17 protein-coding genes are annotated in these 14,923 nt (G+C 42.7%); 2 read left to right on the plus strand and 15 right to left on the minus strand.

Going from position 1 to position 14,923, the window contains the following annotated elements:
* Positions 1-14 precede the first annotated feature (14 nt).
* On the plus strand, positions 15-293 hold the full coding sequence (locus ACORHV_RS08355; protein WP_001174609.1) for an acylphosphatase: 279 nt from the start codon (positions 15-17) through the stop codon (positions 291-293).
* A gap of 77 nt (positions 294-370) precedes the next feature.
* Positions 371-1,300: a membrane protein insertase YidC gene (gene yidC / locus ACORHV_RS08360; RefSeq protein WP_049479479.1), complete on the plus strand. Its 930-nt coding sequence runs from the start codon at positions 371-373 to the stop codon at positions 1,298-1,300.
* 71 nt (positions 1,301-1,371) lie between these two features.
* Here the strand turns inward: yidC and pflA are convergent, their stop codons facing one another.
* The 15 genes from pflA to ACORHV_RS08435 form a co-directional block, all read right to left on the minus strand.
* The gene (gene pflA, locus ACORHV_RS08365) at positions 1,372-2,166 is read right to left on the minus strand and encodes a pyruvate formate-lyase-activating protein (protein ID WP_001288281.1); all 795 of its coding nucleotides are present in this window, start codon (positions 2,164-2,166) and stop codon (positions 1,372-1,374) included.
* Positions 2,167-2,286: 120 nt separating this feature from the next.
* On the minus strand, positions 2,287-3,543 hold the full coding sequence (locus ACORHV_RS08370) for a diaminopimelate decarboxylase (RefSeq protein ID WP_247924410.1): 1,257 nt from the start codon (positions 3,541-3,543) through the stop codon (positions 2,287-2,289).
* A gap of 66 nt (positions 3,544-3,609) precedes the next feature.
* Complete coding sequence (gene purR / locus ACORHV_RS08375) at positions 3,610-4,437, minus strand: pur operon repressor (protein WP_002874197.1); 828 nt, start codon at positions 4,435-4,437, stop codon at positions 3,610-3,612.
* Between the two features lie 104 nt (positions 4,438-4,541).
* Complete coding sequence (locus ACORHV_RS08380) at positions 4,542-5,483, minus strand: 3'-5' exoribonuclease YhaM family protein (RefSeq protein ID WP_434398122.1); 942 nt, start codon at positions 5,481-5,483, stop codon at positions 4,542-4,544.
* Positions 5,473-6,729, minus strand: coding sequence for a DNA recombination protein RmuC (gene rmuC / locus ACORHV_RS08385; RefSeq protein ID WP_162285015.1), 1,257 nt, complete (start codon positions 6,727-6,729; stop codon positions 5,473-5,475). The genes ACORHV_RS08380 and rmuC overlap by 11 nt, the downstream gene beginning before the upstream one ends.
* 1 nt (position 6,730) lies before the next feature.
* On the minus strand, positions 6,731-7,393 hold the full coding sequence (locus ACORHV_RS08390) for a thiamine diphosphokinase (protein ID WP_434398124.1): 663 nt from the start codon (positions 7,391-7,393) through the stop codon (positions 6,731-6,733).
* Positions 7,356-8,012: a ribulose-phosphate 3-epimerase gene (gene rpe / locus ACORHV_RS08395; RefSeq protein WP_247925782.1), complete on the minus strand. Its 657-nt coding sequence runs from the start codon at positions 8,010-8,012 to the stop codon at positions 7,356-7,358. Before rpe ends, ACORHV_RS08390 begins: the two co-directional genes overlap by 38 nt.
* Before the next feature lie 10 nt (positions 8,013-8,022).
* On the minus strand, positions 8,023-8,901 hold the full coding sequence (gene rsgA / locus ACORHV_RS08400; protein ID WP_084944898.1) for a ribosome small subunit-dependent GTPase A: 879 nt from the start codon (positions 8,899-8,901) through the stop codon (positions 8,023-8,025).
* 1 nt (position 8,902) lies between these two features.
* The gene (gene rsmA / locus ACORHV_RS08405) at positions 8,903-9,775 is read right to left on the minus strand and encodes a 16S rRNA (adenine(1518)-N(6)/adenine(1519)-N(6))-dimethyltransferase RsmA (protein WP_434398127.1); all 873 of its coding nucleotides are present in this window, start codon (positions 9,773-9,775) and stop codon (positions 8,903-8,905) included.
* A 12-nt stretch (positions 9,776-9,787) separates the two neighbouring features.
* Positions 9,788-10,618, minus strand: coding sequence for a dimethyladenosine transferase (locus tag ACORHV_RS08410; protein ID WP_434398128.1), 831 nt, complete (start codon positions 10,616-10,618; stop codon positions 9,788-9,790).
* Positions 10,619-10,775: 157 nt separating this feature from the next.
* The gene (locus ACORHV_RS08415) at positions 10,776-11,072 is read right to left on the minus strand and encodes a hypothetical protein (RefSeq protein ID WP_049500571.1); all 297 of its coding nucleotides are present in this window, start codon (positions 11,070-11,072) and stop codon (positions 10,776-10,778) included.
* A 7-nt stretch (positions 11,073-11,079) separates the two neighbouring features.
* A complete protein-coding gene (locus ACORHV_RS08420; RefSeq protein ID WP_434398130.1) occupies positions 11,080-12,471 on the minus strand; it encodes an SseB family protein in 1,392 nt (463 codons plus the stop codon).
* 234 nt (positions 12,472-12,705) lie between these two features.
* Positions 12,706-13,560 (minus strand): SDR family NAD(P)-dependent oxidoreductase, encoded by an 855-nt coding sequence (locus ACORHV_RS08425; RefSeq protein WP_434398132.1) that lies wholly within the window; start codon positions 13,558-13,560, stop codon positions 12,706-12,708.
* An 11-nt stretch (positions 13,561-13,571) separates the two neighbouring features.
* Complete coding sequence (rnmV, locus tag ACORHV_RS08430) at positions 13,572-14,135, minus strand: ribonuclease M5 (protein ID WP_125413394.1); 564 nt, start codon at positions 14,133-14,135, stop codon at positions 13,572-13,574.
* A complete protein-coding gene (locus ACORHV_RS08435; protein WP_125413414.1) occupies positions 14,132-14,908 on the minus strand; it encodes a TatD family hydrolase in 777 nt (258 codons plus the stop codon). The genes rnmV and ACORHV_RS08435 overlap by 4 nt, the downstream gene beginning before the upstream one ends.
* Positions 14,909-14,923: the final 15 nt, after the last annotated feature.

A 14,923-nucleotide genomic window follows, 5' to 3' on the forward strand; every position in this document is an offset into this window, starting at 1 on the left:
CAAAGGGGTTTGGTATGCAAAAGGTTAGAATGATTGCCCAAGGCAGGGTGCAGGGTGTTGGTTTTCGTTGGGGTGTTGTTACTTTAGCTCTTGAAATCGGTGGCATCACTGGTCGTGTCTGGAATAACGACGATGGCACAGTGGAAATTCTTGCTCAGGCAGACTCCTCTGCCACTATGGCAAAATTTATCCAAGAAATCCGAAAAGGTCCGACACCTTTTTCAAAAGTTACCTATCTAGATGTACAAATGAGCAACTTTTCATCCTATTCGGACTTCAAAGTCGCAAATTAGGTCTCTAGAACTATTGTATATTTTACAAAAAAACAGTAGAATAGAAAGGTATAATTTTTAAAGAAGGAATGAAAACATTGAAATCTATTAAACGTTTTGCCCTCTCTGCTATGGGAGTGGCTATGCTACTCGTCTTGACAGGCTGTGTCCAAGTAGACAAAGCCACAGGACAACCTACAGGATTGATTTGGAATACCATCGGAGCACCTATGGCTGAAGCTATCAAGTACTTCGCTACTGATAAAGGTCTAGGCTTTGGTGTGGCTATCATCATCGTAACCATCATCGTGCGCTTGATTATCTTGCCACTTGGTATCTACCAATCATGGAAGGCAACGCTTCACTCTGAAAAGATGAATGCCCTCAAACACGTGCTTGAACCACATCAAACACGTCTCAAAGAAGCAACCACTCAAGAAGAAAAACTTGAGGCTCAACAAGCTCTCTTTGCAGCTCAGAAAGAACATGGCATTAGCATGTTCGGTGGTGTAGGATGTTTCCCTATCCTCATTCAAATGCCTTTCTTCTCTGCTATCTACTTTGCAGCCCAATACACTGACGGGGTAGCTAGCTCTACCTTCTTGGGTATCGATCTTGGTTCACCAAGTCTGCTCCTTGTCGCTTTCGCTGGTATCCTCTACTATCTCCAATCACTTCTTTCACTTCATGGAGTAGAAGACGAGATGCAAAGAGATCAACTAAAAAGAATGATTTACGTGAGTCCACTCATGATTGTCGTCTTCTCCCTCTTCGCACCAGCCAGTGTGACGCTTTACTGGGTTGTCGGTGGTTTCATGATGATTCTCCAACAGTTCATCGTTAACTATGTTGTTCGTCCAAAACTCCGCAAAAAAGTTCGTGAAGAATTTGCAAAAAACCCACCAAAAGCAAGTTCATTTTCAACTGGAGGCGGACGCAAAGATGTCACTCCAAACCAAGCAACTGCGATCATGACTAATAAGAAACATAAAAAACGCAATGCTGGTAAACAACATTCTAGAAAATAAGAAAAAGGCTTAGCTGAGAGGCTAAGTCTTTTTGCATCACAAAAGCCCGATGTCTCCATCAGGCTTCTTTTTTATCCATGAACACGTTTCATGTAATCTTGGTAACTTTCTGTATCCATCAATTCCTTGGCATTCTTGACACGGTCTGCTGTTGGAGGTTTGACCCCTTCAAGCGAATAAGGAATCCCAAGTTCACGCCACTTGAATTCTCCCATCGTATGATAAGGTAGGATTTCAAACTTGTCAACATTTTTGAGGGTCTTGACAAACTTACCAAGTTCGATCAAATCCTCATCTCTATCTGTCAATCCTGGAACCAGCACGTGGCGAATCCAAACAGGCTTCCCGATATCTGATAGGTACTGGGCACAGGCCAAGATGTTTTTATTGGTTTGGCTTGTGACAATCTTGTGCTGTTCTTCGTTGATTTCCTTGATATCCAGAAGAACCAAGTCTGTTACCGCCATGAGTTTATTAAACTTTTCGAGATAACGTGGTTTATTACGGAACGGAAGGGCACAGGTATCCAAGGTACAGTGGATTCCTTTTTCCTTGGCCTTGGTAAAGAGGGCAATTAGGAAATCAATCTGTAAGAGGGCTTCTCCACCACTGACAGTGATTCCTCCCTTGTCTCCCCAGAAACCACGGTAGCGAAGGGCTTCTGTCAAGACATCGTCTACTGTCCGTTCGCGTGATTTATTGGTCTCCATAGCCCATGTGTCTGGGTTATGGCAGTACTGGCAACGCATGTGACAGCCCTGCAAAAAGACAATAAACCGAATCCCAGGGCCATCTACCGCCCCAAAACTCTCTGTCGAATGCACCATTCCTGTCACTTGTCCATAGTCAATTGTTTCTTCAGACATATCGTCACCTTCCTTGAAACCGTTTTATAGTTTTATTATATCACGAGTGAGATGAAAAACAAGGTTTTTTGTCTATTTTTTAGAAAGCAATCTGTTTTTCACTTTCATTTTCATTCCCTTTTAGTGATCTGGTTCAAAATCAAAACCATATAAGGTTGCGAAATAGTCCTCAGGGCGCTCTGCACGGCGGATTTGGCGGGCTTTGCCTTCTTCGGTATAGAGGATTTCTGCCGAGCGTAGTTTGGCATTATACTGGTAACCCATGGAGAATCCATGTGCACCTGTATCATGAATCACTAGCAAATCACCGATTTCTGTATGAGGTAGTTCGCGGTTCACTGCAAATTTATCATTGTTTTCACAGAGTGAACCGACCACGTCTACCACCTCAACAGGTTCATCTGGATGAGTAAGATTAGTGATATGGTGGTAGGCCCCATACATGGCTGGACGCATGAGGTTGACTGCTGAAGCATCCACACCTAGATAGGTACGGTAAGTTTTTTTCTTATGAGTGACTCTTGTGACCAAAGCTCCGTGAGGGGCTAACATAAAGCGGCCCAATTCGGTGAAAATTTTAACCTGACCAAGACCTGCTGGCGTAAGGACTTCCTCATAAACCTTACGAACTCCCTCACCAATCACAGCAATGTCATTTGGCTCCTGCTCAGGACGATAGTTGACACCAATACCGCCGGAAAGATTGATAAAGTCTAACGAAATACCCAACTTTTCCTTGATTTCAACAGCCAATTCAAAAAGCTGACGCGCCAACTCTGGGTAGTAGAGATGGGTGACAGTATTGGATGCTAGGAAAGAGTGAATCCCAAATGTCTTGGCTCCTTTTTCCTTTAAAACTGCAAAGGCTTCAAAAAGCTGGTCCTTGGTCATGCCAAACTTGGCTTCTCCAGGATTGTCCATGATATCTGTTCCTAGCTCAAAAACGCCTCCAGGATTGTAACGACAAGAGATGATTTCTGGAATACCTGCTGCACGCTCCAGATGTTCAATATCTTCAAAGGCATCCAAGTTAATAGTTGCACCCAATTCACGCGCATAAGCGTACTCTTGGTCTGGCGTATTGTTTGATGAGAACATGATCTCAGAACCGGGGAAATCCAGTTTATGGCTCATCAAAAGTTCCACATAACTAGAACAGTCCACACCACAACCTTCCTCTTGGAGGATTTTCAAGATGGCTGGGGTTGGAGTGGCCTTGACGGCAAAATATTCTTTGAATCCCTTATTCCAAGAAAAGGCCTGGTTGACTGCTCTTGCTTTTTCACGAATCCCCTTCTCATCATACAAGTGAAAGGGAGTCGGGAACTCTGCAACAATTGTTTCTAAATCTTCACGGCTGATAAATGGTGTTTTCATAAGCATCCTTCTATTCTGTTTGCAAAGAAAGGCTGGGACAATCGTTCCAACCTTTAGTTCTATCTCTTATTTGTCTTCGTCAAAGATATTTCCAATCTCAACATCGATGGATTGGTTCTTAACATCAATATTGGTTACTTTCAAGAGTGACTTGTAATCAAACTGCTTTTCACGTTCTTCTTGGGCATTGTCTGCAAAGACTGCGACACCAGCTAGTTCAGAATCAAACTCACGCAAGAGACTAATCATCCCGTTGACAGTTCCGCCGCCTTTCAAGAAGTCATCCACAATCAAGACACGACTGCCTGCCTTGAGACTGCGTTTTGAAAGGAACATTTTCTCAATGCGGTCACCGCTGGAACCTGAAACATAGTTGACGCTGACCGTTGAACCTTCGGTAATTTTCAAGTCACGGCGCACAATGACAAATGGAACGTTGAGGACATTGGCAACTGCATTTGCGAGTGGCACACCTTTTGTTGCTACTGTCATAACGGCATCGATTTTTTGGTCCATAAAGCTCTTGGCAATGATGCGCCCAATATTTTTCAAAATGGCAGGTGTACTGAGCAAATCAGATAGGTAGATGTAGCCACCTGGCAAGATACGGTCGCTTTCTGAAAGTTTGTCACGCAAGTCGGCGATCATTTCTTTGGCTTCATGACTCGAGATTGATGGTGTAAAGATAACGCCACCACCTGCTCCAGTCACAGTCTGAATATGGCCGATTTCGATTTCCTCAAAGGCACGCTTGATAATCACGATGTCCTCTGAAATCGATGATTTAGCAGATTCGTACTTTTCTGCAAAGGTATTGAGACTGGTTAGTTTGTATGGATTATTAATCAAATAGTTGGAAATGACAACCATCCGATCACTTCTTCTTAATTTCATTTTTATTTACCATTCCATTTAATTTTGATATTTTATCCATTATACCACATTCACATAAAAAAACGAACATTATTGCGTAAAAAATGCTCGTTTTTCTTAAATCATTAATCTAAATCTGGTTTATAGAAGGAACGATTGTCCATAGCGAAGATTTTATTGGTCATTTCTCCTTTATCCACCAAAGCAAGAGCTGTTGTCATCATCATCATGCTGGCATCGAGATTATCGATCATATGAATAATCTCTGCCTCCATAATGCGCGGACGGACTGGACTTCCATACTCCAGTAAGCCATGGTGACTGAGGATGACATGGCGCAGTAGCACCACTTCTCCTCTAGTATCATCGATGCCTAGTTCCATGACAGTCTTGGTAATTTCGCTATCGATGAGGGCGATATGTCCAAGGAGATTGCCTCGTACTGTATACTCCGTCTGGTCTGGTCCCGTCAACTCAATAACCTTGGCCAAGTCGTGCAACATAATCCCAGCATAGAGGAGGCTCTTGTTGAGCTGAGGATAGATCTCACTAATGGCATCTGCCAAGCGTACCATGGTTGCTGTATGATAGGCCAAACCCGTTTCAAAGGCATGGTGGTTGGTCTTGGCAGCTGGATAGGAGTAGAATTCCTTATCATACTTGGTGTAGAGACTACGAACGATACGCTGCCAGACAGGATTTTCAATCTTGAAAATCATTTGCGACATGTAGTCACGGATTTCCTTGACATCAACTGGAGATTTAACCTTGAAGTCAGCTGGATCGTTGGGTTCCCCAGGTTGAGGTAAACGAAGCGTGATTTGATTGACTTGAGGAGTGTTATTGTAAACTTCTCGACGCCCCTGCATGTGGACGACTTTCCCAGCGGTAAAGGTCTCAACGTTATGAGGTTGGGCATCCCAGAGTTTCCCTTCAATCTCGCCACTATCGTCTTGGAAGGTAAAGGCTAGGTAATTTTTCCCAGCACGCGTCTGTCTTAGGTCAGCTGACTTAATCAGGTAAAAACCTTCAAACAGCTCATCTTTTTTCATGTGACTAATCTTCATATTCTTCCTCATCTTCTTGGAAATGGAGTAGATCAAGCGCAGGCTCACCTTCTGATAATTCAATGTGACGGAGCGTCCGCTCGATAGCTGTGGTACGACGGTTTAATAATTCATCAATATTGCCAGAGGCATGTTGGAGATGCTTTTGTGCTTTGACCAGAATGCCACCAAACTTGCCAAACTCGGTCTTGACGCTGGCAAGAGTCTTGCTGATATGGTCGGCACTCTTTTGGATATTGAGAGTCTTGAAGCCAACTGATAGAGAGTTAAGCAGGGCTGATAGGGTACTTGGACCAGCAACAATAATCTGCTCCTCCCGTCTCAAATCATCAAAGAAGACCGGATTGCGGACGATCTCTGAGTAAAGTCCTTCTGTCGGAACAAACAAGACTCCAAAATTGGTCGTCCGAGGTGGCGCTATGTACTTGCTCTTGATATCCTTGGCAAAGCGCTTGACGCTTGCTAAAAGTGACTTACGACAGCGTTCGATTTCGTCCTTATCGCCTGCTTCATAGGCTTCTTCTAGGCGGTAGTAATCCGCCAGTGGAAACTTGGAGTCAATCGGCAAATAGACATATTCCTGGTCGCCTTGGCCAGGTAACTTGATGGCGTACTCTACTCGCTCGCTAGAGTTTTCAACCGTTGCAAATTCTCGTTCGTACTGGGCAGGAGTCATGATGTCTTCGATGATTTGCCCCAGTTGCAATTCACCCAGAATCCCTCGCGTCTTGGTCCCAGAGAGAACCTTGTTAAGAGCACCAACATCGCGGGCAACTGTCTGCATCTCTCCAAGACCACGATTGACAGACTCCAGTTGTTTGGAAACTGTCTCGAAGGAAGCCTGCAAGCGCGTCTGCAAGGTCTTTTCTAGCTTTTCCTCGACCGTCTGGCGCATTTGTTCTAAACGTTGCTCATTTGATTCTTGCAGGGCTTGGAGACGTTGGTCAGTCTTATCTCTAGTTTGCAACAGATTATCTGTCATTTCTTGACGGACTTGCGTCAGGCCTTGGTGCAACTCCATTCGCACTTCTTGCAAACGGTCGCTGACAGCCACTTCCAAGTCTTTTTGATCCAGCTGGCTGGCTTGTCTGGCTTGTTCAAAGCGGTAATCCAGTTGATCTGAAAGATTGTCTGCCTGATCCTCCAAGCTCTTGGCTAGGTACTTGTCTTGCTTATCTTGCCTTTGCCAAATGAGAAAGAGTCCAGCTAGGTTGGCAATTAATAATAGTAGTAATACAGTCTCCATCCTACCTCCTGTCCTTGCTATGCAAGACAACCACATAGCCATCAGGGCAAGTCACCGAAACTTCCCTATCTATATATTCGTTAGAAGCGTATACTTTTTTAAAGAAAAAATTCTCCTCTGTCAATTCGTACTTGGCACCAAGAATAGTCAGCTGGCTATCCCGAACTGGCATAAAGGCTAGATAGTCATAGTCCGATCGGGGTTCTAGCTGACTGGTTCCTTCTGGACAATAGGCAATCACATTTTGCCCATCCTCAATCGCTATCTGGCGCATATAGGGTGCCAACTTGGGATTGCTAGGCAGAAAGACATTGGCCAGCATGTGGTCGATCCGACCACCAAGAGCACCGAAAATAGTCACCTGAGCCTGGGGATTTTGCTCAAAGATGGTTAAAAGAGCCAATTCCAGATCCGTATCATCCTTTTCTGGCTGGGCTTGGACAAAATGTTGGGCACATTTTTGAATCAACTGACGTTCGTCTGCAGTCACGGAATCAAAATCCCCAACTGCTAGAGTGAGAGGCAGATCTTCTTCCAAGACCCAGAGCGAACCGCGATCCACACCGACAAAACAATCAAAATCCGTCCGATAATGACCGCGATCTCCGCCGGCAAAAACAGCAACCCTAGTCCAGTTGTTTTCTGAGAGTTTGCACTCGTTCATTGACATCTCCCTTAAAGACATAAGACCCTGCTACAAAAACGGTTGCTCCAGCTTCTTTGGCTTGAGCAATGGTTTGGTCATCAATACCGCCATCGACTTCAATCTCAAAGCTCAAACCTTTTTCCTCACGAAGGGCAACCAACTCACGAACCTTGTCCATGGTTTCAGGCAGAAAAGTTTGCCCACCAAATCCAGGATTCACTGTCATGACCAAGACTTGGTCAACTAGGTGAAGAACGTGCTTGATTGCCTCCACAGGCGTACCAGGGTTAATGACAACAGAAGGTTTGACACCAAGAGAACGAATTTTTTGAAGAGCCCCATGGATATGAGGCGTTGCTTCGACATGAATGCTGATGATATCTGCACCTGCACGCGCAAAGTCCTCTAAATGATGCTCTGGATTAGCGACCATCAAGTGGCAGTCAAAGACCATCTTGCTATGGGGGCGAAGAGCTTCAACCACACCGGCACCAAAACTGATTTGTGGTACAAAGTGACCATCCATAATATCGATATGGGCATATTCAGCCCCAGTTGCTTCTAGACGTTTAATTTCTCGTTCAAAGTTGGCATAATCTGCTGCCAGAATTGACGGAGCAATCTTGTATTGAGACATCTGTTTCTCCTTATTTTGGAATTTTTTTGCTGACTTTTTTGTAGGTTTCTCTGCGATTTTCAATCTCACTGAGAAATTGCAGGTAGTTGTCAAAACGGAAGGTTGCAATGGTTCCTTCTTCTACAGCTGGCTTAACCGCACAGGACGGTTCATGGGTATGGGTACAAGTACGGAATTTACAGTCTCGACTGACACTGGCAATCTCTGGAAAGGCCTGATTGAGGTCTTCAGCCGTTGACACTTCATAATCCAGTGATGAAAATCCTGGCGTGTCCGCGATTTTACCCCCATTGAGATTGTAAAAACTAACAGCTCGAGTGGTATGGCGACCACGACCTAGACTGTCTGAGATCTCTCCTGTTTCAAGATTGAGATCTGGTGCGATTTTATTGAGGAGTGTTGATTTTCCAACACCTGTCTGCCCCATAAAGACCGTCACTTTTCCTGTCAACAGGGGCAGGAGTTCCTCTTTACTGGTCACAAAGTCATAACCAATGGCACGATAGGTTTGTTGGTAAAAACTTAATTCTTCACTATCTTCCAGCAAATCCATTTTGGAAATATAGACGATGGGATGGATGCCCTTGTGTTCTAGAAGAACCAAGAACCGATCCATCAAATTGCTGTTAAAATCAGGTTCCTTGACGGACATGATCACCACGGCTTGGTCAATATTGACAATAGGCGGACGGACCAGACTGTTTTTCCGTTCATGAATCTTGAGGATATAACCTTCGGAATTTTCCTCTGCAGAAAAATCTACCCAATCCCCAACATAGGGCGTATGACCTTTTTTGCGGAAATTTCCACGCGCGCGTGTCTGATAGACTTGGCCATCACTCTCCACATAATAGAAGCCCGCCAAGGCTTTAATGATTTGTCCCTGCATCTTAGAGTCCTTGTCCTTTAAGCGCATCTGCCAGACTAGCAAATTCTGCCAAGCTAAGAGCTTCACCACGCACAGATGGAGACAAGCCTGCCTGATCCAAAGCCTTGGTCAGTTTGTCCTTGACTTCATCAGTTTTCCCAAAGTAGCCTGTTAAGTTGTTCCACAAGGTCTTGCGACGATGAGTGAAACTAGCCTTGGAAACCTTAAAGAAGAACTGCTCATCTTTCACTGCTACGGCTGGCTCTGGACGGCGCACCATTTTCAAGATGGCTGAATCCACATTTGGTGCTGGCACAAAGACCGTACGAGGCACGATGAAGGCAACCTTAGCTGTCATGTAATACTGCACAGCAATAGACAAACTACCATAAGCCTTGGTATTTGGCTGTGCTGAGATACGGTCCGCCACTTCTTTTTGCATCATGACGACAAACTCACTAAAGGGAATGCCACTCTCGACCAAGTGCATGAGAATAGGAGTCGTAATGTAGTAAGGCAAGTTGGCTACTACCTTGATTGGTAGGTCTGGATTTTTGAAACTCTGGATATGTTGCGCCAAGTCAACTTTGAGAATGTCCTCGTTGACCACTGTCACATTGTCAAAATCACGCAGAGTATCTGCTAAAATCGGTACCAAACGGTGGTCAATCTCAAAGGCCATAACCTCTGCCGCACGCTCAGCCAAAAACTCCGTCAAAGCACCAATTCCTGGCCCAATTTCAATGACATTAACCTGATCATCAATTTCAGCCGTATCCACGATTTTTTGAAGGATATTGGTATCCGTCAGGAAATTTTGCCCGAAGGACTTTTTAAAGGTAAAACCGTGACGCTCCAGCACTGCCTTGGTCACGCTATAATCTGCAATTCTCATTTATTCTCTTTTCTATTTGTTAGCTAAAAACAATCTATAAACCCAAACAATTACCAACACCAAGAGAAACCAAAATCTCAAAGGTATATGGTACTCGTCATCTTTAGATTCGACACCGGTCTCATCGAGCACTTGCTCATCTTCTTTGCGTGGTGCTTGCTCATTTTCTTGGCCTTGCGCTTGCTCGTCTTCTTGATGTTTTTCTTGGCTCTCTTCTTGATCCTGTGCTTGTTTTTCTTCTTGGTCTTGTTTTTGATTCTCTTCTCGACCTTGTGCTTGTTTTTCTTCTTGGTCTTGTTCTTGATTATCTTTTGGGCCTTGCATTTTCTTCAACTCATCTTGGTATGCAACCGAGTCTAGAATATTATCTTCTGGCAATAATTTTGGGGCATAATAATCAGGAAATCCCATAGCAGACCAAATTACGTTCTTTTCTGTTAAAGAAAAATCCAATTCTTGGGGTTGATTTTCCTGAATGGCTCGGATGTTTTTTATAAGCTTGCGCGAAGCTATAGTCAATCCATCCATATTAGCAACTTCTAAGATATCAAATCCTAGCCTATCACCTGCTTTGACATTTGCAAGAATATAGCGAACAAAATCATCATATAGTTGCAAGGTCTGAGGAGCGTTCTTTTCTAAAAAGGAGCGATTTTGGGTGGCCTTTTTCTGAAATTTTTCAATAGGAAGTAAGATATTAAATTTTTTCCATAGAATATTAGGCATTCGCACATCTTTTTCATCCCAAAATAATTGCCAAAAATAAGGAATGGTGTAAACTCCCTCTGTTAAAATACGTACGTCTTTCCCGTTTTTTAAATAAATATAGCTTCTATTTGCCATATCGTTTCCTTTCACCATTTTTATGAAGGCTTTGCCTTCCGTCAAAGTCACTCCAAACAGGGCCAACTGTTTAGATTGCCTCTTGTTGTCAAAAAATCAATGCATATTGTTCTAATTTTCATTCATTATCTTTTAAGAAAATCATTTATTCTCTTTTCTAATAGGAACGGCGATATATCCAAACAAATTCGTTTCCTCTAGAAGTCTGATGAATCAGGTCTTTTAAATAGATATTGGGATTCGTCAGTTCTTTTGTTTCTGTATGATAGCTTGTTATTGTCTGCCCACCATGTCGGAGAAGCCACTCTGTATCCAATCTAGGCAAATATCTGTCCTTTTGAAGAAAATCACAAAATTCCTCTACTGTTATGTCCTCAGGAACTTCAAGTTCTACCTTGTGAGGCAGAACATCATCACCCATACAGATAGACTCTCTATCAACGATTATTTTCATCCCTTGATCAACCTTTAGCTCTTCCTTCTAGTTCCTCACTGAACTGTTGCATTTCTTTAAACGCTTTGTCACTGACATAAACACCCGCTTTATAATACTCAGTCTGGTTAATGGCATAGTCAAAGATTTCAATCATGCCTCCAGCGTTTTCAATCATCGCGCTCCAATTTTCATCGAAAACCATTCGCAAACGTTTCCAATCAGTAAACACTGAAACCGAATTTCGTCCATTTTTTCCTTCTCTAGTCGGAAGATTAAATGTAGCAGATTCTTCTAAAACATGAGCATTACTTTCCTGACTAGGTTCAGGAAATCCTGATGATGCATTTATAGGAAGAAGGAATTTAGCTTTTGGCATTGCCATTGAAAAGAACTTATAATAGAGTTTATAAATTAATTCTTCCTCTTCTGTAGTCGGTCTATCCATCTGTCCCATCAAAAGCATCCATCTCACAATATCAGGGTTCATAACAGGAACTTGTATCTCTGGCAAGCCTGAAAAATCTGGTTTTTGAACTAAAATAGAAGAACTTATACTAACTTCTTTGGTATTAAAGAATGCTCCTAAAGCACCATTCAAGTAAAAAGCTGTCCCAAGAAAATTCTCAATTCCTTTTTTATCTTCCGTATTTTCAATCCGTTTTACCACTTTGAATTGGTTTTCAATTGCTTCCTTATACTGATGATACCAACGAGGGGTAAATAGCATAATCATTGGGTCAGTGCATAGATAGCCTTCGTCACCTCTATCATATGTAGTTGAGAAAAGATAAGGTTCCCCAGTATTTTCTGAATAAACAGCATAAATCGAATCTGCTTCTAGCAACTTGTCCTTGACAATTTCTGCTAGACGCTCTGACTTACGAGTATTTTCTTGATTGCTCTCTTCACTTTTTGGTTTTTGACGGCAATCCCATAAAAAAGCCTGTAAAATTTCGATACTATCATCAAGACTAAGATTCTGATAGTCCTCATCGCTTACTTTGCCTTCTTGAATAGTCACAAAAGTTCGATAGAGAGCATAAGCATAGCTAGATAAACGCTTTTTTTCATCTACACCAGGACTATAGAGCACACTTCCCTTTTTTAACTTAGCTAGAGAGGGAAGCATATCGATCTCTAGATAAACTAACTCCTCATCTCTAAGAGATTCCACATCTTTGTTTTGGCAAGTAAGTTTTTTTACAACTACAGTTTCAAGAGCATCCATACCTTGATCGGGATTGCAAAACTGAAGACGATCACCAACTGTCAAACTCCCTTCCAAAGTCGTAGCAATCAGTAATTCCCTCTTTTCTTTCATTGGAAAGAAACCCAAAACTCCTAGACAAGCATCTCCTTTGGTTTTTTCTGTTGTCTTCTGTGCTTTTGTCTTTTTAAAAAAATCAAAAATTCCCATTACTTTTCCTCATTAATTTCACCCAAGTGCTGATTTTATCAATTATCTTTTTTTATCAGGCATGGTATTGAGCATAGTTGAAGCATATGCTATTACCTCTATTGTAACACATTCCCCTTATATTTTCGGGTTATCTGGTTATTGTTATCACTTTTCAGAACTCTCCAAACAGATTTCGATATCTAAATTTCTTTCCACTCTTGAAGTAAGCATAAAATTTATTTTTCTAATTCTTTATAGATTGTCTCTTGAAAATGTTAGTTGTTCAAGCAAGGAATAGAGTTTTGCTTGCTCCTCTTCTTCGTAAGCAGATCTATTTGCTTTTACTTCCCTGCATTTCTCGTCATACAGAAAACCGTCATGGCCATCTTCTGTAGATAAGGCTGTATAGACTTTGGCCATTTCTTCAGGACTAATCGAAAATCTTGACTTGATTTTATACAATTTTTTCATAAAAGCGCTCAGGTGATCATAGCGTCGCATATCAACTTTGACATTGGTCACACGAATTGCCTGAATTTTGATACCTTTCCAATGTTTCCGCATATAAAGCGACAGCATCAACAAGGCTAGTTTATTCTGATAATAGGTCTTGGCAGGACTATAATGTTTTTGACCAGCTAAATTTTCAAAATCAAGCTTCATGAAAGGATAAAGCATCAGCCCTTGAGAAGAAATATTAATAATTCGACCACTTTTTGACTTTTCCAACGAACCCTTTAACAAGGTAGAAAGTAAAAAGGGAGCAACCACATTGGTTGCAAATTGCTTTTCTAATCCCTCCATAGTCAGGATGGGCTTTTTGACTGACAAATCAAAGTCAGCTGCATTGTTAATCAGAACGTCTAGAACGTCTTCTTTTTGAATATACTGTTCTACCGCTTCCTTGACACTTTTCATCTCAGATAAATCAACCAAGATATAATTTACATGCGGATTTCCTGTTTGTTGGCAGATTTTCTCACAGGCTTGCTCAGCAGCTTCTTTCCGTCGGCAAAATAGAGTCACTGACCAGTCCTTTTCAGCTAATTGTTTTGCAGCCTGATAGCCAATACCACTATTGCCACCCGTAATAATCACTTTTTTCATTTCTGACTCCGTTAGTCTGAATACTTAGCCATCACTTCTTCCACTTCTGCCAAGGTTATCCCAAATAACTCTAAGCGCTTGAGGAGTTGCTTGCCGTTGGAATAGCCGATGCGGAGCTGTTCGCCTAGATACTCTCGGCGTCTACGGCTGTCTGCTCCCGCTAGGAAACCTAGGCGAATCAAGTCAGCACGACTGATGTCAAACTCGTTCTTGTTTTCAAATTGCTCTGTCACCTGAACGAGCGCTATTTTTAGATCTTCATAGCTGGCGTGTTCAATTCCCAGAGAACGTCCCTTGGACTTGGATTTGGGAACAGCCTCATCTCGCTTGAGGAAGGCATGCTGGACTGTTGGAATGGCCGTCATAATCATGCGCCGAATGCGTTCCCCATTAAAATCTGGATCTGTAAAGACAATGACTCCATGCAATTCATGCAGGCGCTGAATGCGTTCTATATCCTGATCATTTATTGCGGAACCTCGTGTTTCATAGGTCTCTACATCAAAGTAACGTTTGAGATTAGCTGTATCATCCCGTCCTTCGACCACGATGACTTGGGAAATTTTCTCTTTCATGATTGTTTTTCCAATCCAAAAATACGCTCGGCATTGGCACTTGTCACAGCAGCTAATTCTTCTGTCGTCATGCCACGCAAGTCGGCGATAAAGTTCACCACGTATCGTGTGTAGGCTGTTTTGTTTTCACGGCCACGTTTAGGAACAGGAGCTAGGTAGGGCGCATCCGTTTCTACCAAAATCTTGTCTAAAGGAAGTTCCCTAGCAGCCTCTTGGATATCTGTCGCTTTCTTAAAGGTCACCACTCCTGAGAAGGAAATCGTCATACCAAGCTCGACAAACTTTTCAGCCCACTCAAGAGAACCTGAAAATGAATGCATGATGCCTCCACGAGGGCCAACTCCCTCGCTCCTGATAATCTCATAAGTATCTTCTAACGCATCACGAGTGTGGACCACAAAGGGCAAGTTCAAATCCTTAGACAGCTGAATCTGACGACGGAAAACTTGCTCCTGTACTTCTTTAGGCGCTGTCATCCAGTGATAGTCCAGACCAATCTCACCCAAGGCAACAACCTTGGGATGTTTTAGTTTTTCAAGCAAGTAAGCTTCGACCTCATCTGTGTAAGTCCCTGCTTCCGTCGGATGCCAGCCAATAGTTGCGTAGAGTTGCTCATACTCATCTGTCAATTCTAGGGCTCGCTCAATGGTCGGTGTATCAAAACCAACAATATTCATCTGTGTCACACCCATCTCAGCAGCCAAGGCGATTTCTTCTGCCTCACGTCCTGCAAATTCTTCTACATTTAAATGTGTGTGCGTATCAAAAATCATCTTTTCTAACCTCAT

The organism is Streptococcus sp. KHUD_016 (assembly GCF_051106465.1).
Taxonomy (GTDB): domain Bacteria; phylum Bacillota; class Bacilli; order Lactobacillales; family Streptococcaceae; genus Streptococcus.